This is a genomic window from Lentilactobacillus sp. SPB1-3 (assembly GCF_026913205.2).
Lineage (GTDB): Bacteria > Bacillota > Bacilli > Lactobacillales > Lactobacillaceae > Lentilactobacillus > Lentilactobacillus terminaliae.
On sequence record NZ_CP168151.1, the window covers coordinates 123191 to 144604 of the forward strand.

The 21414-nt window shown below is 37.3% G+C and carries 20 protein-coding genes and 1 other annotated feature (1 of these 21 running past the window's edge); of the genes, 10 read left to right on the top strand and 10 right to left on the bottom strand.

Translation table 11 applies throughout. The annotated features are described in order from the left end of the window. Positions 1-214: a binding site (T-box leader), on the top strand (it extends 34 nt beyond the left edge of the window). A 133-nt stretch (positions 215-347) separates the two neighbouring features. After that, on the top strand, positions 348-1745 hold the full coding sequence (gene brnQ, locus O0236_RS00600; protein WP_268912246.1) for a branched-chain amino acid transport system II carrier protein: 1398 nt from the start codon (positions 348-350) through the stop codon (positions 1743-1745). A 57-nt stretch (positions 1746-1802) separates the two neighbouring features. Here brnQ and O0236_RS00605 read toward each other — a convergent pair whose 3' ends face one another. The 6 genes from O0236_RS00605 to O0236_RS00630 all read right to left on the bottom strand — a co-directional run bounded on the left by O0236_RS00605 (position 1803) and on the right by O0236_RS00630 (position 6371). Continuing rightward, the gene (locus O0236_RS00605; protein ID WP_372791442.1) at positions 1803-2936 is read right to left on the bottom strand and encodes a GH25 family lysozyme; all 1134 of its coding nucleotides are present in this window, start codon (positions 2934-2936) and stop codon (positions 1803-1805) included. Between the two features lie 148 nt (positions 2937-3084). Beyond that, the gene (locus O0236_RS00610) at positions 3085-3438 is read right to left on the bottom strand and encodes a DUF1801 domain-containing protein (protein ID WP_268912247.1); all 354 of its coding nucleotides are present in this window, start codon (positions 3436-3438) and stop codon (positions 3085-3087) included. 78 nt (positions 3439-3516) lie between these two features. Next, entirely contained in the window at positions 3517-4260 is a 744-nt protein-coding gene (locus O0236_RS00615) for a gamma-glutamyl-gamma-aminobutyrate hydrolase family protein (RefSeq protein WP_268912248.1), read from the bottom strand. Between the two features lie 109 nt (positions 4261-4369). Further along, positions 4370-4801 carry a helix-turn-helix transcriptional regulator gene (locus tag O0236_RS00620; protein ID WP_268912249.1) on the bottom strand — a complete coding sequence of 144 codons (432 nt, stop codon included), beginning with the start codon at positions 4799-4801 and terminating at the stop codon, positions 4370-4372. 178 nt (positions 4802-4979) lie between these two features. Further along, positions 4980-5678, bottom strand: a complete 699-nt coding sequence (locus O0236_RS00625) for a VIT family protein (protein WP_268912250.1) — start codon at positions 5676-5678, stop codon at positions 4980-4982. Positions 5679-5687: 9 nt separating this feature from the next. Further along, the gene (locus O0236_RS00630) at positions 5688-6371 is read right to left on the bottom strand and encodes a VIT family protein (protein ID WP_268912251.1); all 684 of its coding nucleotides are present in this window, start codon (positions 6369-6371) and stop codon (positions 5688-5690) included. Between the two features lie 127 nt (positions 6372-6498). Here O0236_RS00630 and O0236_RS00635 point away from each other — a divergent pair, with 127 nt between their 5' ends. From O0236_RS00635 to O0236_RS00670, 8 genes are all read left to right on the top strand, one after another. Continuing rightward, positions 6499-7263: an NADPH-dependent oxidoreductase gene (locus O0236_RS00635; RefSeq protein ID WP_268912252.1), complete on the top strand. Its 765-nt coding sequence runs from the start codon at positions 6499-6501 to the stop codon at positions 7261-7263. A 321-nt stretch (positions 7264-7584) separates the two neighbouring features. Beyond that, positions 7585-8244 (top strand): amino acid ABC transporter permease, encoded by a 660-nt coding sequence (locus tag O0236_RS00640; RefSeq protein WP_268912253.1) that lies wholly within the window; start codon positions 7585-7587, stop codon positions 8242-8244. Next, positions 8225-8914 carry an amino acid ABC transporter permease gene (locus O0236_RS00645; RefSeq protein WP_268912254.1) on the top strand — a complete coding sequence of 230 codons (690 nt, stop codon included), beginning with the start codon at positions 8225-8227 and terminating at the stop codon, positions 8912-8914. Before O0236_RS00640 ends, O0236_RS00645 begins: the two co-directional genes overlap by 20 nt. After that, positions 8907-9647: an amino acid ABC transporter ATP-binding protein gene (locus tag O0236_RS00650; protein WP_329608894.1), complete on the top strand. Its 741-nt coding sequence runs from the start codon at positions 8907-8909 to the stop codon at positions 9645-9647. Before O0236_RS00645 ends, O0236_RS00650 begins: the two co-directional genes overlap by 8 nt. Before the next feature lie 22 nt (positions 9648-9669). After that, entirely contained in the window at positions 9670-10524 is an 855-nt protein-coding gene (locus O0236_RS00655; protein ID WP_268912255.1) for a transporter substrate-binding domain-containing protein, read from the top strand. Between the two features lie 871 nt (positions 10525-11395). Next, positions 11396-12331 carry a ribokinase gene (gene rbsK, locus O0236_RS00660; RefSeq protein WP_268912256.1) on the top strand — a complete coding sequence of 312 codons (936 nt, stop codon included), beginning with the start codon at positions 11396-11398 and terminating at the stop codon, positions 12329-12331. A 27-nt stretch (positions 12332-12358) separates the two neighbouring features. Beyond that, entirely contained in the window at positions 12359-12781 is a 423-nt protein-coding gene (rbsD, locus tag O0236_RS00665) for a D-ribose pyranase (protein WP_268912257.1), read from the top strand. Between the two features lie 14 nt (positions 12782-12795). Beyond that, on the top strand, positions 12796-13704 hold the full coding sequence (locus tag O0236_RS00670; protein ID WP_268912258.1) for a GRP family sugar transporter: 909 nt from the start codon (positions 12796-12798) through the stop codon (positions 13702-13704). A 76-nt stretch (positions 13705-13780) separates the two neighbouring features. Here the strand turns inward: O0236_RS00670 and O0236_RS00675 are convergent, their stop codons facing one another. Then, complete coding sequence (locus O0236_RS00675; protein ID WP_268912259.1) at positions 13781-14806, bottom strand: polysaccharide deacetylase family protein; 1026 nt, start codon at positions 14804-14806, stop codon at positions 13781-13783. A gap of 252 nt (positions 14807-15058) precedes the next feature. On the opposite strand from O0236_RS00675, the gene O0236_RS00680 reads away from it, so the two are divergent. Beyond that, positions 15059-16564, top strand: a complete 1506-nt coding sequence (locus O0236_RS00680) for an MFS transporter (RefSeq protein ID WP_268912260.1) — start codon at positions 15059-15061, stop codon at positions 16562-16564. A gap of 48 nt (positions 16565-16612) precedes the next feature. On the opposite strand, the gene O0236_RS00685 is transcribed toward O0236_RS00680, so the two are convergent. From O0236_RS00685 to O0236_RS00695, 3 genes are all read right to left on the bottom strand, one after another. Then, positions 16613-18454, bottom strand: coding sequence for a hypothetical protein (locus O0236_RS00685; protein WP_268912261.1), 1842 nt, complete (start codon positions 18452-18454; stop codon positions 16613-16615). A gap of 196 nt (positions 18455-18650) precedes the next feature. Then, positions 18651-19511, bottom strand: coding sequence for a DegV family protein (locus O0236_RS00690; RefSeq protein WP_268912262.1), 861 nt, complete (start codon positions 19509-19511; stop codon positions 18651-18653). A 618-nt stretch (positions 19512-20129) separates the two neighbouring features. Next, positions 20130-21239, bottom strand: coding sequence for a SufD family Fe-S cluster assembly protein (locus O0236_RS00695; protein ID WP_268912263.1), 1110 nt, complete (start codon positions 21237-21239; stop codon positions 20130-20132). Positions 21240-21414: the final 175 nt, after the last annotated feature.

The following is a 21414-nucleotide window of genomic DNA, read 5'->3' on the forward strand; positions in this document are numbered from 1 at the left end:
AACACTGTAAAGCGAGCTTCGATAGGTGAGAGGAAGCGCAGTGAGTTTGTTGGAATATCTCTTTCGAGCGATGCACCGAAACAAAAAGTAACGTGCATTGGTGGCACCCATTATAGTGCTGGCGTATCGCCCAAAGTGGCCGTACGCGAGAGGTGGCACTAGTGATAGTGTCATGAAGATAAGGTGGTACCGTGCAGGTAAAAGCACCCTTAGTCCAAGTGGATTAAGGGTGCTTTTTTTGTTTCAAATACATATGAAATTGGAGATGGTGATATGGAATCCCAGATCGACATTAGTCAGATTAGAAATGATTGGTCGAAAGTTAGTTTTTATAAAGGAGTATGGAAATGGAAAATACACAGGACTTAAACAATAAACCGCTAACTAAGCAACAATATTTTGTCATCAGTTCAATGTTATTTGGATTATTCTTTGGAGCAGGTAATTTAATCTTCCCAATTCATTTGGGCCAATTAGCAGGTGCTCACTGGATGACTGCTACAGCAGGATTTTTGATCACTGCAGTTTTACTGCCATTATTATCGGTATTAGCAATCAGTGTAACCCGTTCTCAAGGAGTCTATGACATTGGTAAGCCACTTGGACCAGTGTTTGCGTTGACATTCATGATTTTGATTCACGCCACTATTGGACCACTTTTTGGAACACCCAGAACAGCTACAGTTCCATTTAGCGTTGGCATTCAACCACTTTTGCCCCTGTCATTTGATCAAGTAGGTTTGCTTGTCTTTTCAGCACTATTTTTTGGCGCTGCATTTTGGGTGTCATTTAAAGAATCTAACGTGATGGTAAGTGTAGGAAAAATTTTGAATCCAGTATTTTTATTACTATTATTTAGTATTTTCGCACTTGGATTTTTAAGTCCTATGGGCCAAGCAGCCAAACAATCAGTAACAGCAGCTTATCAATATCAGTCATTCTTCAATGGATTTCTTGAAGGTTACAATACGATGGATGCATTGGCTGGATTAGCATTTGGAGTGACCGTCGTCACTGCTGTTAAACAATTAGGGAAAACTAAGCCAAGTGAAAATGCTAAAGTTACTGCGAAAGCTGGCGTTTTCGCAACTGCAGCAATTGGTTTTATTTATGTAGTTTTAGTTTGGTTAGGATCCACTACCTTAGCACACTTCAAAGTTTCGGCTGATGGTGGTGTGGCATTTAATCAAATGGTCTCGTATTATCTTGGTGGATTTGGCCATGCTTTGTTAGCAACCTTACTGACCGTCACATGTTTAACTACAGCGGTTGGATTAGTTGCCGCATTCGCACAAGATTTCCATAAACATTTCCCAAGAGTTAGCTATCGGACTTGGCTAGGAATGATGTGTGCTGCTTCGTTCTTAACTGCCAATTTTGGATTAGACACGATCATTGCCTGGTCAACACCAATGCTAATGTTTTTATACCCATTTGCGATGGTATTGATCTTATTATCGGTCACTTCACCATTATTCGGTAGAGATCCGGTGGTTTATGCACTGGTTGTGGGCTTTACTACCGTTCCTGCGTTATTTGATATGGTGGGTGCCTTTCCGCCAGTAGTTAGTCAGAGTGGTTTCGGCCAAATGCTAACTAATTTCCAACACCATGTGTTACCATTCGCTAATTTGGGGATGGATTGGGTAGTTCCGGCTGTGGTCGGGGCAGTTTTAGGACTAGGTTATCACTGGTTAAGACCCGCATTTGATAAGCAACGAGCAACTTTTACAGAACGCAATTAAATATCCATATAAAAAACCAGAACGCAACTCGCGTTCTGGTTTTGGTTAACTTAAAGATTATTTTTGGTTAGGGTTAACGCCACTGGTTAAGTAGCCTCTCCAAATCCAACCGCCATGAGCATTATCGTTACTTCTTACATGGTAATAAATGGCGTAATTACCAGTGTTCTTCTTGTACAACTTTTCGTGAGCATCAGTGTACCAAGTTACATTTGGCAAGTTCTTGTTGTAATCGTATCGAGTTCCCAGATGTTTTGAATAACGGGCACCTTTTGTAGTATAGAAAGCGTGACGTTTCATAGATGTTCGCCATACTAGTTTAACTGATTGTGATCTAGAACTTGAATATTGATTGGTTGGTTCTGATGGACCAGGAACAATAACAGCTGTGCCATCATTGCCGTTGTTACTGTTACTGTTACTGTTACTGTTACTGTTACTGTTGCTATCGTTATTTGATGAACTAGTTGAGTCACTAACTGATCCAAGATAATAGTCATTAGTTAATTTACTAACATCTAAATCAACTTTTGAGCCTGGAAAGCGATAGTCACTTGCCCATTGCCATGCGTTTGCGTTGGGGTACTTGTTACCAGTTGGACTGTAAGGCCAATTAGCGATCCAACCTTTGTTTTGAGAATTAGTGTCGATCTTAACTCCCAACCAGCTAGACATTGTGTAAAGGTCAGTCTTGCTGTAACCAGCCTGATTCAAAGTTTGGTCAAAAGCAGCTAAATTAGCATCATTTGCTGATTTTGATAATGATCCAAGTTCTGAGGATTCGAAGTCAGCCACCATAACTACGTTTTTACTAGTAGTTACTTTTTGAACCGCATTGATGAAGTTTTGGGCCTCAGCGACCGCTGCCGATTTGGAAGTAAAATGGACAAAGTGGTAGAAGTTGATACTTAATCCCGCTTGTTGGGCATATTTTACTTGTTGACCTAGGTAAGGATTGATGTAGCCAGTTCCTTCAGTAGCTTTAATTGTTACGGCCTTGACACCATTATTGGCCAAATTTTGGTAATCACTGGCAGATAACGCTGATTGATAACTCGAAAGGTCAGCCATGTCAGTAGTTGGTTGAGAGCTTGATGGGGACATTGAAGCTTTAGCTTGGTTTGAGAATAGGGCAAATCCTGCCAATGTGGCAAAGGATACCCCAACTTTAATTAATGATTTATGGTTCACAATTCTGCATCTCCCTATGAAAATAATTTCATCTCACTGAAAGAGTAACATAAACCCCAGTTTAATAGCTAAATGTTGCTGTTAAGTAAATTAGAGATAACGAAATTTTAAAAACTGTAATAGTCTCGTGATTGTTATCAAGATTTGTTTAAGGATTCACAGATTGCTTGATTATTTCGTGGATGATTTTTGAAGGTACAGGTTGGTCAAACTTTATGTTCAACCGTTTTTGTCCTGTTGTATATCCTGCATCGTTGGCTGTATCAATTATTTCATCTGTTAAGTCTAAAGAAGTTTGCAGACTGACATGGTCTTTGTAAGCTGATGTACTGAGCTTTTTGTCAGGTAATATGAAGAATGGTTGGGACCAAGATATCTTTTCTTCTACATTAGTGGTTTCATTAAGAATTTGTTCCCTCAAGGCGACTAGTAAAGGTCGAGCACCTTCTTGGGAGACGGCTAAGTATTCATCAAAATTATCCACTGCTGGTTTGTTAGGCATAGATATTATCTTCTTTCTTATAGTAGAAATTCTCGCTAATAAAAATCGTTAGTTGATTTAATAACTAACGATTTTTTACTAACTATTCAACTTTCTTTCAGCAACAACTTGAGCTCTTCGAACGAAATCTTCAAAGAGGTGCTTTGAATCATCATAGTGTTTATAAATGTTTTCAGGATGCCATTGAACTCCCAATATCTGGTCATTGTTAACTGACTCGATTGCTTCGATCACTTGATCATCTGCCTTAGCAGTTATCTTTAGGTAAGGGGCGACATCTTTAATTGCTTGGTGGTGACGCGAATTAATGTATGGTCGTTCACCAATGATGTCGTGTAATCGAGAATCTTGTTCGACCGTGATGTGGTGAGAAGGCATATTTCCTGGAGCAGCCTGACTATGTTTAAGTGTAGAGTGCAAATCTTGTGATAAATCCTGGAATAGAGTTCCACCAAGACCAACATTGATTAGTTGCATTCCGCGACAAATTCCAAAGATGGCCTTGCCAGCAGTAACAGATTGTTTTAATAGTTCTATTTCAAATAAGTCTCGTTTACGATAGGTCGTTCCCAACTTGTAAAACGGTTCTTCGCCATAAAATGTTGGGTCAACGTCAGATCCACCTAAAAAACACACGCCATCAAATAACGTTAAGTAATCGCGAACGTCTTCAGGATCGACACTTGGAAAAATTACAGGGACGCCACCAGATTTGACGATTGCTTCAATAGCAGGACGGGGTGCAAAGGCGGCGTTTCTCTCATTAATGATGTTAGTAGCTTCAGTAAGAGTATCTGCGGGTAAAGCAATTCTAGGACGCATAGGTAACCTCCGGTAAAAGTAGTGACTTGGATTAATATCTGGTTAAAAAAGTTTAATAATTCTCAGTAATATTAACACCGCCAGATTAAAGATTCAATTAATAAACCGCTTAGTTAGAGCCTACGTTATTACCGTGATTTGAGTTTGAATCAAACTCTTGTGCGTCGACCTGCTTAAGTTCAGTTTTCATTTGTGAAGCTGCTTTTTCTGCGGCAACACGTTGCTGTTGAGCAAGTAATTGTAGCTTTTGTGATTGATCTAAAAGCTTAGTTAGTCTTTCAATTTGTTCTTGCTGACTAGCAATTTCTTCATTTAGTGATTTAAGTACAGATAGGCTGAGTTTCGTGACCTTGCTTTTGTCAGGAGTAATTAAACTTTCAATGGTGGCTTTTGCCGTAGCGTTAAAGCACAACGTTTGGCCTTGTTTGCGGGCGTAGGGGATGTTGTTATTCTTCACAGTCCGATAGACCCGCATTTTGTTAACTCCAAGGCCATCAGCGATTTGTTTCATTGTCCAATATTCCTGCATACTTGAGCTCAAAGTTTCCACCACCTGTTAAATAAATTCGTTGATTAATATTATACAATATTTTGACTAGAAACCTAAGCCGGTTCATTATGATCAGTAATAATCGAATAATAAAAAAGCTTCATAACCGATAGATTGACATCTAAACGATCATGAAGCAGATTGTATTCATCAATATTAAAAAGGTTAATTATAGCAATAATCCAATAGAATAGTGAATAATCATTGTGATGATCCCGACGATTACGTTTCTGATCATGGCGGTCTTTACGAGACCATTACCAAGTTTGGCACTTAAAAATCCGGTAATCGCAACCGACACACAGACTGCTAAGATAGTTGCTGGCCACTGCATAACACCAGGTACCAATGTCATAGCTAAAAGAGGGAATAAACCACCAGCAGCTGCTGAGAATAGTGATGAGAATGCTGCGTCCCAAGGGTTCATGTAATGTCCCAGTTGGATACCGTGCTTGATGTCGACGATGGTTTCAAGAGGCTTTTTTGACATCAAATCTTCGGCGATTTTTTGTGATGTTTCTTGTGAAACACCTTGGCCAACATAATAATCAGTAACGATTTTTAATTCTCCAGCAAAATCTGTCTTGAGTAATTCTGTTTCCATTGCAACCACAGATTTTTCAGTATCTTTTTGAGTACTAACAGAAGCATACTCACCTGAGGCCATTGAAAAGGCACAGGCCAATAAATCTGATAGACCAGCAATAAAAATAGTGAATTGGTTAGTTGTAGCAACCGCCACACTGAATAGGACACCAACGACGGTTAAGATACCATCATTAGAACCCAACACTCCAGCACGTAATGTGTTTAGTCTTTCTTCAAGAGTTTGTTGATGTTCTTTTGGTTTTCTTTTTGAGATTTCCATTTTCTCCTCCTATAAATTACCGATTAATCGTCCAATAGCAAATGTAACGATCATAGTTAAAATTCCTGATACTACATTTCGAATTACACCACGGCTTTTATTAGAATTACCAAGTTTAGCGGCAGAAAATCCGGTGATAGATAAAGCGATGATAACTGAAATACCAGTTGCCAAAATTCTAATATTAGGCGCAAATTGAGTAATTGCAACAAGTGGTAAAATGGAACCTAGAGGAAATGAAATCATAGAAGCTAACGCAGCTGATAAGGGATTAGTAAATTCATTCGCATTAAATCCATATCGTTGGCGAACGGTTGTCTGAAGCGGATCTTTAGCCATCATTTCTTTTGTGGCTTGATTGGCAAGTTCAGGTGCAATACCTGATGACTGAAGTTTATTAGACACGAAATCGAATTCTTCGTTATAATTTTCTTCAATCGCAATCTTTTGATGATTGATGGCATTCTTTTGGGAATCCTTTTGAGTATTAACGGAGACCCATTCTCCCATGGCCATTGATACTGTACCTGCAAGCATTCCTGATATACCAGAAATGAAGATAGCAAAGTTGTTCGTTGTAGCTCCAGCAACACCGATGACGATTCCGGCAACTGATAAAATGCCATCATTGGCGCCCATTACAGCCGCCCGCATGACGTTAATTTTTTGTGCTAAAGTTTTTTTCTGCTTCATAATTACCACCCAGTTTATAATTATTCTTATCTAGTAACTTTTATTATAAACATTTTTCGTGATAATTCAAACAGATTTTTAGCACCGCGATAAAATCCGACTAATAATTATAGCACGAGGTATCTATATGGAAAATTCAATTCTCGACTTAATCAATAATCATAGAAGTATTCGTAACTTTAAGCATCAGTCACTGTCTGACGAAGAAGTGAAGACATTAGTTACGGCGGCAAAAAAGGCTTCCACTTCAACTTTTTCTCAACAGTATTCCATCATTAGTGTGACTGATCAGGAAAAGCTGAAAGAAATTGATAAAATAACGGGTAACACCCACTGGATGTTGAGCAGTGGCCATTATTTTGTCATGGTTGCAGACCAGTATCGTAACCTTAAGATTGCGGAGCGAGCAGGGGCAGACCCTTATATTCTTAAAACTGCCGATAAATTATTAGCTAGTGTTTTTGATGCTGGAATTGCTACTGAGAATTTAGTGTTAGCAGCTGAAAGTATGGGAATGGGTGCCACAATCATGGGGAGTATATTAAATGACTCTAATAAGATGATTGGACTACTTGATCTTCCTAAGTTAACTTTTCCATTATTAGGAATCGCTGTCGGTTATCCAGAGACGATTCCGGAAATTAAGCCACGAATGCCAGAAACTTTACAACACTTTACAAATGGTTACCAACTGGATGATCAAATCGGAAACTGGTTACCGATTTACGACGACCAAATGGCAAAATACTATGCCAGCAGAAGTACTAATAGTCGTCAAGAAAACTTTAGTAATCACATTGTGTCTGAACTTTCAAGGAATCGGAAACTAAGAGCAGATTTGTTAGAAAACATTGTTAGTCAAGGATTCGATGTGGATGGTATTTCAAAATAATTTGATAAAAACATTTGACTTTTTGATTAGTTGCCAGTAAATTAGAAATCAATTGTTAGATAACAATTAGAGTTTTTTGTTGAACGATGAAGAGAAGAGTAAATGAATTTTTGGATATCAGAGACCGTTGCCAGTGAGAATACGGACAAAAATTCATCGAAAGTGCGCTTGGAGTTCGTTAAATTTTAATTTGGTACTTTTTTGAGGCACGCTTTTTGTGCGAAAATGGGTGGAACCGCGATAATATCGTCCCTGCAAACTTTTGCAGGGACTTTTTTATTTGCCATCTAACAAATCTATTTTGAGGGAGATGAACGCTTTATGAGCTGGACAGTTATACAACAGAGTTTGCCAATGTTCGCTAAAGGATTTGAATTAACACTGTGGCTTTCTTTCGTTGGGGTCGTGGGCTCAATCATTGTTGGTGTAGTCGTTAGTTTGATTCAATACTTTAAGGTCCCTGTTTTGCACCAAATCGGTAGTATTTACGTTGAAATTTCAAGAAACACGCCGCTTTTGATTCAACTATTCTTCTTGTACTATGCTTTTCCAGTTATTGGAATCAAATTGGGAGCGGAGTTATCTGGAATTATCGGACTGATTTTTCTAGGAGGAAGTTACATGGCTGAAGGTTTTACCGGGGGATTCGTAGGAGTTCCTAAAAATCAAATTGAATCAGGTAAAGCTATTGGATTAAGTCAGTGGCAACTTGCTAGATTCGTTGTCTTTCCCCAAGGATTTTCATTAAGTGTTCCAGCGATGGCAGCTAACATAATTTTCTTGATTAAAGAAACATCGATTTTTACTGTTATTGCCATCCCGGAATTAACGAATACGGCTTTGGATTTGATTGGAATGTACTATCGTTCAAATGAGTATTTGTTTGTTTTAGTTGTCGCATATGCAATTATTTTAGTTCCTTTATCCTTAGGGTTAACTTATCTGGAAAAGAGGGTGCGTTATGGCTCATTCGGGAATTAATGTGTTATTTGAAGGTGATAACTTCATTAGGTTACTTGGAGGACTTTGGATCACGATTAAAATCGCAGCTGGCGCGTTAGTCGGTGGTGTGATCTTGGGAACGATTCTTGGAGTACTAAGAACCTTAAATAGTAAGATATTACGATTCATATTACGATTATACTTGGAATTTTTCAGAATTATTCCGACAGTGGTATTACTGTTCTTATTCTATTACATCATTCCACGTCAATTTAACCTCAACATGCCGGCTAACGAATTAGCTACGTTAGTGTTTGGTTTGTGGGTTGCAGCTGAAATGAGTGATATCGTTCGTGGCTCTTTGATTTCCGTGCCCAAACACCAACAGGAATCTGGTAAAGCCATTGGGTTAAATCGTTATCAATTGTATAGATACGTATTGATCCCACAGGCTGTTTCATTGGAGATCCCCGCTACTATTAACTTAGCGACACGAGTTATTAAAACGACGTCCTTGTTAATGCTGATTTCAGTAATGGATGTTATCAATGTCGGTCAACAAGTTATCGAAGCGAATAATCAGAGTTATCCAACCGGAGTATTCTGGGTATATGGATTGATTTTCATACTATATTTCCTAATTGATTATCCATTATCTTGGTGGTCAAAACGATTAGAAAAGCAAAGATTGGAGAGAAATAATGGCTGAAACAATTTTAAAAGTTGAAAATTTAAATAAGTCATACGGTAAGAAACACGTTCTCCATGATATTAACTTTCAGGTTGATAAGGGAGAAGTAGTTACTTTGCTGGGGCCATCAGGTTCTGGAAAGAGTACGCTGATCAGAACTATTAACGGTCTAGAAGATTATCAATCAGGGAGTATTTATTTTCAGGGCGAAAAAATTATTCCTAATGAGAAGAACTTACAACAACTTCGTCAAAAAATTGGTATGGTGTTTCAAAGTTATGATTTATTCCCAAACTTAACTGTGCTGGCTAACATAACGTTGGGCCCAGTGAAGGTACAAAAAAGAGATTCTAAAGAAGTGACTGACGAGGCTCATAGACTGTTGAAAGTGGTCGGCCTGGATGAATATGCTGATTCATATCCTAGACAATTATCCGGTGGTCAAAAGCAGCGGGTCGCAATTGTGCGTGCTTTGGCATTACATCCAGAGTTTATGTTGTTTGATGAAGTGACAGCCTCGCTAGATCCAGAGATGGTTCGTGGAGTTCTAGATATCATTGTTGATTTGGCGAAAACTGATCATATGACAATGATTGTGGTTACTCATGAAATGAATTTTGCTAAACAGATTGCTGATCGAGTAGTCTTTTTAGAAAATGGTAAGATTTTGGAACAGACGCCATCTGACCAATTTTTCTCAAATCCAACAACGGATCGGGCAAAACAGTTTCTTGATAGTATGGATTTTTAATTAATAAAGGAGGAGATTTACAATGAAGAATAAGTTATTCAAGCGAATTGCATTACTAGTTGGTTCATTAGCGTTATTAGGTTTGGTGCTAGCAGGTTGCGGTGCAAGTAAAAATTCAAATAGCAATAGTGCTAATCCAAGTTCCGTTCAACAAATTAAGAAAAATGGTACTATTCGAGTCGCTGTCTTTGGTGATTTGCCACCTTATGGTTGGGTCAACAAAAATGGCCAACGCGTTGGATACGACGTTACCTTAGCCCGCAAAGTTGCCAAAGACTTGGGTGTTAAGATTAAATTTGTTCAAGTTAATGCTAACAACCGTGTAGACGCTTTGAATGCCAATAAAGTTGATTTAGTTCTTGCAAACTTTACTGTTACACCAGAACGGAAACAGGTTATCGATTTTGCTAAACCATATATGAAAGTTTCCGTTGGTGTCGTTTCACCAAAGAATAAAAAAATTACTAATGTTAACCAACTTAAGGGTAAGAACTTGATCGTTACTAAGGGAACGACTGCTGAGAACTACTTTACTCAAAGCCAAAAGTCAGTTCAGTTAATGAGATTTGATTCTAAGACTCAACAATTTAATGCTTTGAAGAATAACCGTGCAGCAGCATTAGCTGATGATAATTCATACTTGTATGCTTGGTCAAAAGACAATCCTAAGTACACTGTAGGAATTAAGAGTATTGGTCCTAAGTCATATATTGCTCCTGCAGTTAAGAAGGGTAATAAGTCATTGTTAGATTGGACCAATAAAGAAATCACAAAACTTAACAATGAAAAGTTCTTCTTGAAGGATTACAATTCCCAACTAAAACCATACTTTGGTAAGGAAGTTAAACCTTCAGATGTAATTTTGCCATATAAATAGATAATTAAATCTAAGATAAAAAGACTTGATCCTGGTAAATCCAGGTTCAAGTCTTTTTTTGCGTTTTAGCGAAGATCGTCACTGTGCTTCGGTATTTGGGTTGATTTTATTTAGTATCCAATATAAAAACAAAAGGATTACCAAAAAAATTCCCATGAAACTAATGACGAATGAAATATACCACACGATAATCAGAAAGATATTTAAGTTGATAGGCTCAATTGAGAACATGAGCAATCCGAATCCCAGGATGTCTATAAAAATTGAATTGTTCAGTGAGCGCTGATATGCTCGTGGATTTTTTGAGCGTAATGAATCTTCAATCTGTTTGTGGGAAAAGAAGTAAATTGAAAAGGTTGTGGAAACCATGGCGAATATCCATAACATTACCTTCAAAAACAAGCTGGCCTTTAAAAAGAAAGCAAAATAGGATGAGCTAATAAATCCTAGAATATAAATAATAAGCAATATCTTCAATCCTCCTTCATTAAATTATCATACAAGATAATAATCCTACTTAAGACAGACATAATAAAGAAGCTATTCATTTACATGGTTGAAAGTAAACGCAGAGGCACGTTTGAAAATAGTTGAGCAATGTAATTTTATTATTCAAACGGACTCATTTGATGGAAAATATTTTATTACTTAAAAAATATCGTTATATGTCTCAAAATAACCCACGAAAAAAATTTTCAAAAAAATATAAAAATCGATCAAAAGCCGTCAATGTAAGCGATTTCGAAGAGGGTGGATAAAGCCTTTTAGTAAATCTTTTTAATAAAACGTTTACACATCAAAAAAATCATTGTATACTACTAATTATTTCAAAGATTACTTTACTTACATTAATGAAAAGGATGATATTTTTATGGCTAAGATAGTTACAGTTTTAGGATCAACAAACATTGATAAAGTAGTATCAGTACCACGTTTTGGTGTTAGTGGTGAAACTCTTCACACTCCTAATCACCAAGTTGAAGCAATGGGTGGTAAAGGTTTAAACCAAGGTGTTGCCGTTGCTCGTTCAGCTGTTAAAACAAACATGATCACTAAAGTTGGTAAGGAATTCGATACTGCCAAAAACATGAATGTTGCTAACCTAAGTACTGAACATGTTATGTATTCAGAAACTGAAGAAACAGGTCAAGCATATATCACAGTTTCAGAAGAAACTGGCGATAACATCATTTATATCTATGGTGGAGCTAACGCTGACATGACTGCTGCTGATGTTCGTGAACATACAGATGCAATCAAAGAATCTGATTTTGTAATTGCTCAATTAGAAACATCAGTTGAAACTGTTATTGAAGCATTTAAAATTGCTCATGAAAATGGCGTAAAAACTATTTTAAATCCTGCACCAATGCCAGAAGATGGTGGACTACCTGCAGAATTATTAAACCTAACTGATGTAATTGCTCCTAATGAACATGAAACATTCATCCTTACAGGAATCGAAGTTACAGATGAACACTCAATGATCGATAACGCTTCTTACTACTTTGAACGCGGAATTGACACTGTTATCATCACTGTTGGTTCTGAAGGTGCCTTCTACATGAGAAAAGATGGTTCAGAAGGAATTGTTCCTTCATTCAAAGTTAAAGCTGTTGATACTACTGCTGCTGGTGATACATTTATCGGTGCGATGTCTACACGTTTGAACCCTGAATTAGATAACTTACCAGAAGCAATGCGTTACGGTGCTGCTGCTTCATCACTTACTGTTCAAAGAGCCGGTGCTCAACCAAGTATTCCTGTTGAAGAAGAAGTATTAAAAGTTTTAGAAGACAACAAATAAAAACATCAAAAAAGAGGACTAATCGTTATGCGTAAAACTAATCTATTAAATACAAAATTATCAAATGCAATTTCTGAAATTGGCCATACTCAATGGTTAACTATTGGTGATTCAGGATTACCTATTAAAGACGATGGACGCAAGATTGATTTATCAGTAGTGCGTGGTCTACCGCTATTTATTGATGTATTAAAAGCAACATTGTCAGAAATGAAAGTTCAAAAAGTATACTTGGCTAAAGAAATTCAAACAGAAAACCCAGATCAATTAGCTGCTATCAAGAGCTTATTAGATGATGACGTTGAAATTGTTTGGACTTCACATGATGAGTTAAAAGCAATGAGTCGTGATGACAATAATATTGCAACTGTTCGTACTGGTGAAATCACACCATTCTCAAATATCGTACTTGAATCAAACGTTGATTTTGTTGGCGAAGCAATTAAATAAGAGGGTATTAGTAAATGAATATTGTAGGCTTACTTTTCGCGATGCTAGCCGTGGTTGGCTGGAGTACTTATCCAACATTAGTTTCTAAATTTGGTGGAAAACCTGTTCAAGGAATTTTTGGTGCCACTTGGGGCACATTGATCGTTGCTATTGTACTTGCATTAATTAATCATTATGAACTTTTAACAGGTTCTAATTTCTGGTTGGCATTCTTCTCAGGTGCCGCTTGGGCATTTGGTAATGTTTTGACCATCGTTGCTTTTGGTATGAAAGATGCTGATGGTAATGCATTAGGTTCAGCCAAAGCTATGCCTATCTCAACTGCTTTTCAAATTACATCTAACGTTGTATGGGGAGTAGTAATGTTAGGTAACTGGGGTTCGACCCGTTCTAAAGTTATCGGTTTTGCTGCAGTTATTATTATCTTGATTGGTGCTTACTTAACCACTTACCAAGAAAAGAAGACTGCTGGTAACAGAGAATTATTAATTAAAGCTGTTGGTGTTTTACTAATTGCTCAAATTGGTTATTCTCTTTATGGAATCTTCCCACAATATACTCACAATACTGATGGATTACACATGTTCTTACCACAAGCAATTGGTATGGCAACATTTGGATTACTACTCGGTATTTACGAAGTAATTAAGAATCATAATAATATTTTCGTTCAACCTATCACTTACAAACAAATTTTCTCTGGTTTCTTCTTTGCAATGGCTGCATTAGGATACTTAGTATCAGCTCAACCAGCTATGCTTGGATTAGCTACAGGATTCGTTCTTTCACAGGTATCGATCGTTGGTGCCACAGTTTCCGGTATTATCGTTATGAAAACTCATAAGACCGGTAAAGAATGGTTAGTTATCTCTATTGGTTTAGTAGCAATTGTTGCCGCTGCAGCAGTTACTGCATTTATCTAATCTAATAACCAAGTTAAAAAAGGCCACATCTTTAATAGATGTGGCCTTTTTTGTTTGAAATTTTCAATTTAAAATCTTATAAATTTCGATAATCATTTCTGCCAAAATACTGATAGTTTGAAAGTAATGGTTTTTGCATTAATTGTTCTAGCGTAACAAATTTATAACCACGCTTTTTAAGGACATGAATGATCGATGGAACAGCCGCTACTGATGTTGGATGGATATCATGCATCAATATTACCGAGCCGTTATGAGTTGTGGTTAACACATGTTTTATTGTCTTTGGTGTATTCAAGTAAGACCAATCTAGTGAATCGACATCCCATTGGATCGTTGGACGATCAAAAGATGCACCGATTGATTCATTAATTGCGCCATACGGAGGTCTTACAAAGGCTGGCAGTGTTCCAGTTGCCTTATAAATTGCAGCGTCTGTGGTGGAGATTTGATGCATTGCGCGTGCCTTACCAATCTTAGTGAATTGTGGATGATTCCAAGAATGGTTACCGATTTGATTTCCTGATTGAATGACCATTCTCGAAATTTGCGGATATTTGATGACACTACTACCGACTTCGAAGAAGGTCGCTGGTACATTATTCTTTTTGAGGACCTTCAACAATTTGGGCGTTAATAGGGGATCAGGACCATCATCAAATGTCAAAGCGACTACTTTTTGCTTAGTGGCGGTTGGCTTCTTGTATCGTAAGTTACTAGGCATGTAGCGGTTTAAAATGATTCCAGTTAACTTAGATAAAGGAATTTTTGCTATGCTGACATGTAATTTATTTTTGGTTAAATGCATGGTTAGTGACTGTGAGTCTAAAGTAAAATTCTTAGCAGTCAGCCGATGTGGTAGTGGCAATTGCATAAGATATTGAACTTGCTTACCAGTTAGTTTGTGATCAGTCGCGATTTGGCTTCTGGTCAGTTGTCGAATCGTTCCTAGTCGATGCAGATTATTGCCAGTAATCTGTTTAAACGTTAAAGTCTGTGAGTTGGAATTAGCAATGGTTCTTTTGGCTGCATGTACTTCGGTTGCTGCGGTACCAACTGAAATAGCCACGGTGGCTAACATAATTAATTTAGAAAATTTCATTTTTGCATCTCCCCAGAGTATGTAATAGTTGCATAATGTGTTTCAGTACCAAGAAGTATACAGGGGTTTATGGATAATTTCTAAGTCTTGTTTGATTATTTGTACTATCTTAATTAATTTTCCAATTAAGGGGATACACAATGCGCTTCTAATTGTTACGAAAGAGCTAATTTATAAATTAGCTCTTTTTTATATACCCTAATCTGTTGTACCATTATAATAATACGATTATTTTAAGAAAGAAGTGGCGTTATGACAAAGCGACAAGTTATTATCGTGACTTGTGCCTTGTTGCTGTCAAATGCAATGAGTGGATTGGATAATACGATAATCAATACTGCTTTGCCAGCAATTGTTTCAGATTTACATGGAATTGAATTGATTGGTTGGGTAGTTTCTGTTTTCCTTTTAGGAACGGCAATTAGCACTCCATTATGGAGTAAACTTGGAGAATATATAGGTAATAAGCGTTGTTATCAACTGTCAGTAACGATATTTGCGCTTGGATCTTTTTTCTCTGGTTTTTCAAGTAATATGTGGATGTTGATTATTGCTAGAACTTTCATGGGGATTGGAAATGGTGGGATGGTTTCCGTTCCATACATTATCTATTCCAGATTATATGAGAACCCTAGAAAGAGAATGCAGGTATTAGGATTTGTGTCTGCCAGTTACAGTATGGCGACCATTTTAGGACCACTGGTTGGTGGTTATATTGTTGATGTATTTAACTGGCATTGGATTTTTTATATAAGTGTTCCAATTGCAATTATTTCGATAGTGATTATTCAGTACTATTATCATGCCAGTCAATTAGCTGAGAAAAATACCAAGGTGGATTATCTGGGAGCAGTATTAATGACTGCCGGGTTATTTTGCTTATTACTAGCCATTGAGTTGATCGGTGACGTCAATTATCTAATGATTGGCGGATTGATTGTTCTATCTATTGGGTTGCTGGCAATCATGCTCCGAGTAGAAAACCGAGTTGAAGATCCCATAATCCCAAATCGATTATTTAAGAATCGATCATTAGTAATCGACTTTATAACATTTGCACTAGTTTGGGGTTCATTTATTGGTTTTCTAATTTATAGTCCAATGTGGGCTCAAGGGTTATTAGGAACTTCAGCCCTTATTGGAGGGATGACCCAGATTCCAGGATCGGTAACTGATTTTATTGGATCAGGTGCTGTTGCACCATTGAGAAGGTATATCACTCCTCAACAGGTGGTTGGTCTAGGATTAATCACATTGATCATTTGTTTTATGCTGATGGTCTTTTGTGGCATCCATGCTCCATATTGGTTATTGTTACTGGCTGGTGCTTTTGAAGGATTTGGTAATGGCGCTTGCTTTAACGAACTTCAAGTTAAGGTTCAGCAGGATGCTATTGCTAAAGACGTGCCTGCAGCAACGTCATTTAGTTTCTTAGTCCGAATGTTGAGTCAGTCGTTTACGGCATCAATTTTTGGAATTATCCTAAATAACGCTTTGCGAGCGGGTGTTAAAAATTCAGGTGGAACGATTACTATGAAGATGATGAACCAATTATCTAACGTTTCGACTGCTAAGAAATTGCCTAGGTATTTGATACCTCAAATGCAGACGATTTTACACACTGGTTTGCATAATATTATGTTGGTCGCACTGATTATCATGTTATGTGCAGGAGCTCTTAACATCTGGGCTCAAGGATTAGAACGGACTAAAATTAAACTTAAGGGTTCACTATATGCTGACCCGCAACCAAAATAAAAAACGGAAACCATTTGTTTAATGGTTTCCGTTTTTTATAATACTAACTTATTTTTGTTTGAGCGCAGAATCTTTAAATGTCGTTAAATTAACTTTGGCAGTTGACAATTCATTGCTACCACTGATTGAAGTGGCCTTGAAAGTAACTTTGTCGCCGGTTGAAATAAATGAGAATAATGGGTTAAAGTCACTATCTTTTGGATCAATTTTATAGACTTGTGGGTCGCCCTTTAGGATAAATAAGGTTTGGTTATCATTAGTTCTGATAATGCGATAAATATTTCCTGTGACTGTCTTTGCTGAAGACTTACCTTGCGTTGCAGGGCTAACTTTAGCACCCACTCGTTGGTTAAATAAATCAAGAGTACTTTGAGCGTCATCACCAACTGCGTAAGTTCCAGACTGGTTATTGCCGTCAGCCAGTAGGTAGACGAATTTCATAAATGAATTATTTTCGCGGTCTAACATGGAAACAACCCAAGTTGGTTTGCCACCGATTTTGTATAGCAGTGGTAAAGTACCCTTGTAATTTTGTGGATTGATATCTTGTTCAGCGTATGAAATGGCCCGTTCAGGAGTCATGACGTTACCATGTTCCTTGTAGTAATGCAGGGTATTGGTTCGCGCATCAACGAAAGTATATCCAAGGATAGAACTTTGATGAGAGTTGATACTAGTCATTCCTGTGAAGTAGTATACGCGTCCTTTATATGCATAAGGGGTAAGTGTCTTACCGCCTTCAGTACCAGCTTTAGTTGGTTTCATAACATCACTGTGGCCACCAAAACTAGTTGCGTTCCAGAAACCTTTACGATACTTACCAAACATTGAAACTTCTTTGGCGACCCAATCAGGAGAGACAGAGATGTCGATGAACTTTGGCACCTTGTTTGGTGAGTAAACGTCCACTTTACCAGTAATTGTGTTTAAAACAGCAACTTTAAAGTGTTTGTAATCATAATTGCGGTTAATGTATGAGATTGGTTTTGCTAATGTTCGCACGTAATATGGTGTTCCCTTATCATCAACCTCTAATTGAGAAGTGCTACCAACCATTGAGTATCCTAATGAATGGGCGCTGATTCTGCGATCTGCGTCACTATTGAAGTAGGCACTAGGAGTATACTTCATTGGCTTTTTGACGAACTTTGGATCAGCGTTTTTATCAGTAGCGTTGGTCATGAAATAACCAGGAACTTGTTGGTAGTGGATATAACGCCAGAAACCACCAGAGAATTCAACAGGTGCAACATATACCATCTTGTTGCGATACATTTGTACTCGCATGTGATTTAAATCATATACGTTTGAGTTCTTAAAACTATTTAGTGAGTTATTCATGTCGGTAGAAATGGTTTGCGGTGCGTTAACGACTGGTGTGTCATCACCACCCTTAATTACTGGCATGGGTGCGTTACTGGCATCGTTGTTTAAATCTGTTTTGATGGAGCTTACAGATGGTGAAGGGTTCATTTGAGTGACTAAGCTAGAGATTCCTGTTAGAACAATAAAAATCAGAATGGCACTAGCGATTGCAAGGACGATTCGACCGGCCCATCCAAATGATTCGGTTGTTCGATTAACGATTTGAGCAAAGAATCCGTCACCGTTGCTTTCTCTGCTTGGCTTATCGGAGTAAAACATCCTTTTAAGAACCATTACTAGAATAAGTCCACCAATTAACCAGCTTAACCAACCATCTATTAAGGAAGGATAGGCGAGGTCCGGTAAATTGAAGTAGGTATTAATGAAACTAACGATAAATAGAAGAATCACTAACGTTAAACTAATTGTCCGACCACGACGATCGGCAATAATTAAAAACCAGATTAATGGAATTAATAAACCTGATAATTTAACCAGTGTAATCATTGCAAAGTAACTAAGCATTTATATCTCCCTCATGTAGAAAATAATTAGATTCATGTATGATTATACCTTAATAAAGAAGTGACAAGGGTTAAAGAGAACTTTCGTGTATCCATAATATTCATATCCAACAAAAAAGAACCAATGATTTTACAAAATATCTGTAAACTCATTGGTTCTCGCTATATATAAATCATTAAAAAAACGGAAACTTAATTTAAAATTGCTTTAACCATAGAATAACGAAAGCATCAGAACCAATATGGGTTCCAACTACTGGGCCGATTTGTCCACTTTCAAATGTCGCATTTGGATATTTTGATACCATTTCATCTTTCCATTCATCAATTGCTTCTTGGTTATTGGTACCTGTGAGCAGAACATGTAGCGGAAATTTTGATTGTTCGTAAGCGGTTCTGAACTTATCTTCGATATACGAACGAGCCTTTTTCAACGTCCTGATCTTGTCGATGGCTTCGATACTATACTTGTCATTAAGTGTCAGGACTGGTTTGATTTTTAATAGACTACCAGCGAACGCAGCGGCATTAGTTAACCTACCACCGACTACCAAGTTTTTAAGATCGTTCACGACAAAATATTCATCAAGTGAGTCCCGCATCTTGTTCAAATTATCTAGAATTTCAGACCCAGAAAGACCGTCATTAGCCATTTTTGACGCATATTTAACCATGTATCCTAATGCCTGAACAGTTACGTGGGAGTCGTAGACGTGGATGGTAGCTTTCTGATAATCCTTGGTGATTATTTTTAAGTTGTTAACAAAACCGGTGATACCACTGGTTAGATGAATGCTAAAAATCTCATCATAGCCATCAGCCCCTAATTTGTCATACTGATCGATCATTTCTTGTGGAGTTGGTGGAGCGGTTGTTGGTAGCTTTTTTAAGGTCGCAAGAGTGGAGTAGAATTCGTCGTTAGTAATATCAATACCTTCGCGATAGCTTTGGCCATTAATATTAACGGTAATAGGAACAACAAAAACATTGCCTAAATTTGCAGCTTCTGTTTGGCTAATAGCTGATGTACTATCAGTCACGATTGCAATTTTTCCCATAGGATGATTCCTCTTTATATTAAGTTTATAAGTAGATATGATTATATCATAATACTTAAAAAGTCATTAACAAATGTGAGTTGTTTAGTGATAATGAAAACAAATGAAAGAAAAATGTAAATAGTCATGAAAACGTGTATTAGAAATTTTGAAAGCTTGCTGTTACAAATAGTATCTGTGAAATGTTTTTCATTTCTCACTAAGGTGAAGTTGATTTTGTGAAGACAAGTGTGCCAACAATTACTAATAAGAGTCTGTATGTTAATAATATTTATGATATGATAATAAATTATATACGCATAACAAATTAAGTATATTACATTTGGGGGATTCGTTTTGATTTTAATTTTTTTACTCGCAGCAATAGTTAGTGCACTGGTAGGCAATCTAGTTGCAGTAGGTTATAACTGGAAGGCGCTGAGCTGGAGAAGTTTTTTTAAACGTTTTGTTTTTTCAGGAATTATCTGTGCGATTTTATATATCATATTTCTCTACGAATTATACAATTCATTAAACTACTAAAATATTCATTGTCATTTGCAGAATTAAATAAAAAATAAGCATGGCAGGTATCTATCCTGCCATGCTTATTTTTTATGAAAAGCGTGTGACATATTACTATTCAAAATAGTGATGAACGATGCCAACTGCTTCAATTGGAAGTTGGTGAACCACTGGTGAAATAAAGCCATTTATCAAAGTTTGCTTTGCTTTGTCCCGCGAAACTCCACTGGCAAGTAAGTCAGCAATCTGATCATCATCAAGAGATGACACAGAAGCCGTTTGAGTGGTCGTAGCGTTAGTTTTGTCATTTTTTAATAGTGGGTTAACTGATCCGACCGCATCTTCTCCTACGGTTAATAAACGTCCATCTAACTTGGAGTCTGAGTTGGTGCCAACAGCATCGATTTGACTCACACCTGTGAAGTTAAACTTAGCTTGGTTAAGAAGGACACCGCGCATTGAGATGCTGGAGTTAGTATTGGGAGCGTGGTGATTACCACTGACTTGTAGATTGATTTCGTCGCTTGCATGTGCGATTTGAAGGCCATAAAATTTTGAGATGGCCCTTGGTTCAACTAAGTGGGTGATTAAATCACCTGATACATTGCCTCTGGAAGAAGAGAAGTATGTCCATGTAAGTTTGGCATCCTGACGGACAGTCTGGTCACTGAAAACATTAAGTTTAGTTTCTGATAGTGACGTAAGGATCGTGGATAGGTTAACCGTACTGTTGCGTAAAATTGAACCAGTCAAATCAATGCTAGCTTGCTGAATGTTTCCGGAAATATTGATGCGCTCATTGATCGATACCTGGCTATTATTACCCACATTTAAAATCAATGTTAAGGCTACTGAATCATTAGCGGCGGCATCAATCGTTAAATTTAAAGGTTCATCAATAACCGTATCGTCAGGAACGAATATCATAATTCCGTCGATATTATGCTTAAAATGATTTAATAATATCTGGTTATTATTATTTGTCTCCATTTGAGTGGTCAGTGATTTTAATTCATCAGGGGTGAGAGATTTACTTGAAAATGATTGAATGTTGCCGCCCTTTGAAGTTAATTCAGCAAGTGCATCCTGACTAGCATTCCATTGCCATTCAGAATTATTAACGGCTTGCCAATCAAATAGAGAAGTCGAGTAATCAATTTCCATATTCTTATGCGATTTGTCATTATTCCAAGCGTTATTTGCTTGAGATGAAAGTTCTTGCATTATCAATCACCCGTGTCCTTCCTGTCTGATATTATTATTCGTTTCGTTAATTGTTATAAATTATTCTAGCGGTTTATTTCAAAAAATTCAACAATATCTTGTAGCCAAAAATGGATAATATACAATATATTGTGGCAAAAACGCAGAAGGCAACGGATAGTTATGTTTCAATTTG

Excerpts from the sequence above, each read along its gene's own strand:
- O0236_RS00635 (WP_268912252.1), top strand. The coding sequence starts at position 6,499 with ATGGAAAATTCAATTCTCGACTTAATCAATAATCATAGAAGTATTCGT.
- rbsK (WP_268912256.1), top strand. The coding sequence starts at position 11,396 with ATGGCTAAGATAGTTACAGTTTTAGGATCAACAAACATTGATAAAGTA.
- O0236_RS00645 (WP_268912254.1), top strand. The coding sequence starts at position 8,225 with ATGGCTCATTCGGGAATTAATGTGTTATTTGAAGGTGATAACTTCATT.
- O0236_RS00695 (WP_268912263.1), bottom strand. The coding sequence starts at position 21,239 with ATGCAAGAACTTTCATCTCAAGCAAATAACGCTTGGAATAATGACAAA.
- O0236_RS00640 (WP_268912253.1), top strand. The coding sequence starts at position 7,585 with ATGAGCTGGACAGTTATACAACAGAGTTTGCCAATGTTCGCTAAAGGA.
- O0236_RS00630 (WP_268912251.1), bottom strand. The coding sequence starts at position 6,371 with ATGAAGCAGAAAAAAACTTTAGCACAAAAAATTAACGTCATGCGGGCG.
- O0236_RS00685 (WP_268912261.1), bottom strand. The coding sequence starts at position 18,454 with ATGCTTAGTTACTTTGCAATGATTACACTGGTTAAATTATCAGGTTTA.
- O0236_RS00610 (WP_268912247.1), bottom strand. The coding sequence starts at position 3,438 with ATGCCTAACAAACCAGCAGTGGATAATTTTGATGAATACTTAGCCGTC.
- O0236_RS00680 (WP_268912260.1), top strand. The coding sequence starts at position 15,059 with ATGACAAAGCGACAAGTTATTATCGTGACTTGTGCCTTGTTGCTGTCA.
- O0236_RS00675 (WP_268912259.1), bottom strand. The coding sequence starts at position 14,806 with ATGAAATTTTCTAAATTAATTATGTTAGCCACCGTGGCTATTTCAGTT.
- O0236_RS00670 (WP_268912258.1), top strand. The coding sequence starts at position 12,796 with ATGAATATTGTAGGCTTACTTTTCGCGATGCTAGCCGTGGTTGGCTGG.
- O0236_RS00690 (WP_268912262.1), bottom strand. The coding sequence starts at position 19,511 with ATGGGAAAAATTGCAATCGTGACTGATAGTACATCAGCTATTAGCCAA.
- O0236_RS00655 (WP_268912255.1), top strand. The coding sequence starts at position 9,670 with ATGAAGAATAAGTTATTCAAGCGAATTGCATTACTAGTTGGTTCATTA.
- O0236_RS00625 (WP_268912250.1), bottom strand. The coding sequence starts at position 5,678 with ATGGAAATCTCAAAAAGAAAACCAAAAGAACATCAACAAACTCTTGAA.
- rbsD (WP_268912257.1), top strand. The coding sequence starts at position 12,359 with ATGCGTAAAACTAATCTATTAAATACAAAATTATCAAATGCAATTTCT.
- O0236_RS00615 (WP_268912248.1), bottom strand. The coding sequence starts at position 4,260 with ATGCGTCCTAGAATTGCTTTACCCGCAGATACTCTTACTGAAGCTACT.
- brnQ (WP_268912246.1), top strand. The coding sequence starts at position 348 with ATGGAAAATACACAGGACTTAAACAATAAACCGCTAACTAAGCAACAA.
- O0236_RS00650 (WP_329608894.1), top strand. The coding sequence starts at position 8,907 with ATGGCTGAAACAATTTTAAAAGTTGAAAATTTAAATAAGTCATACGGT.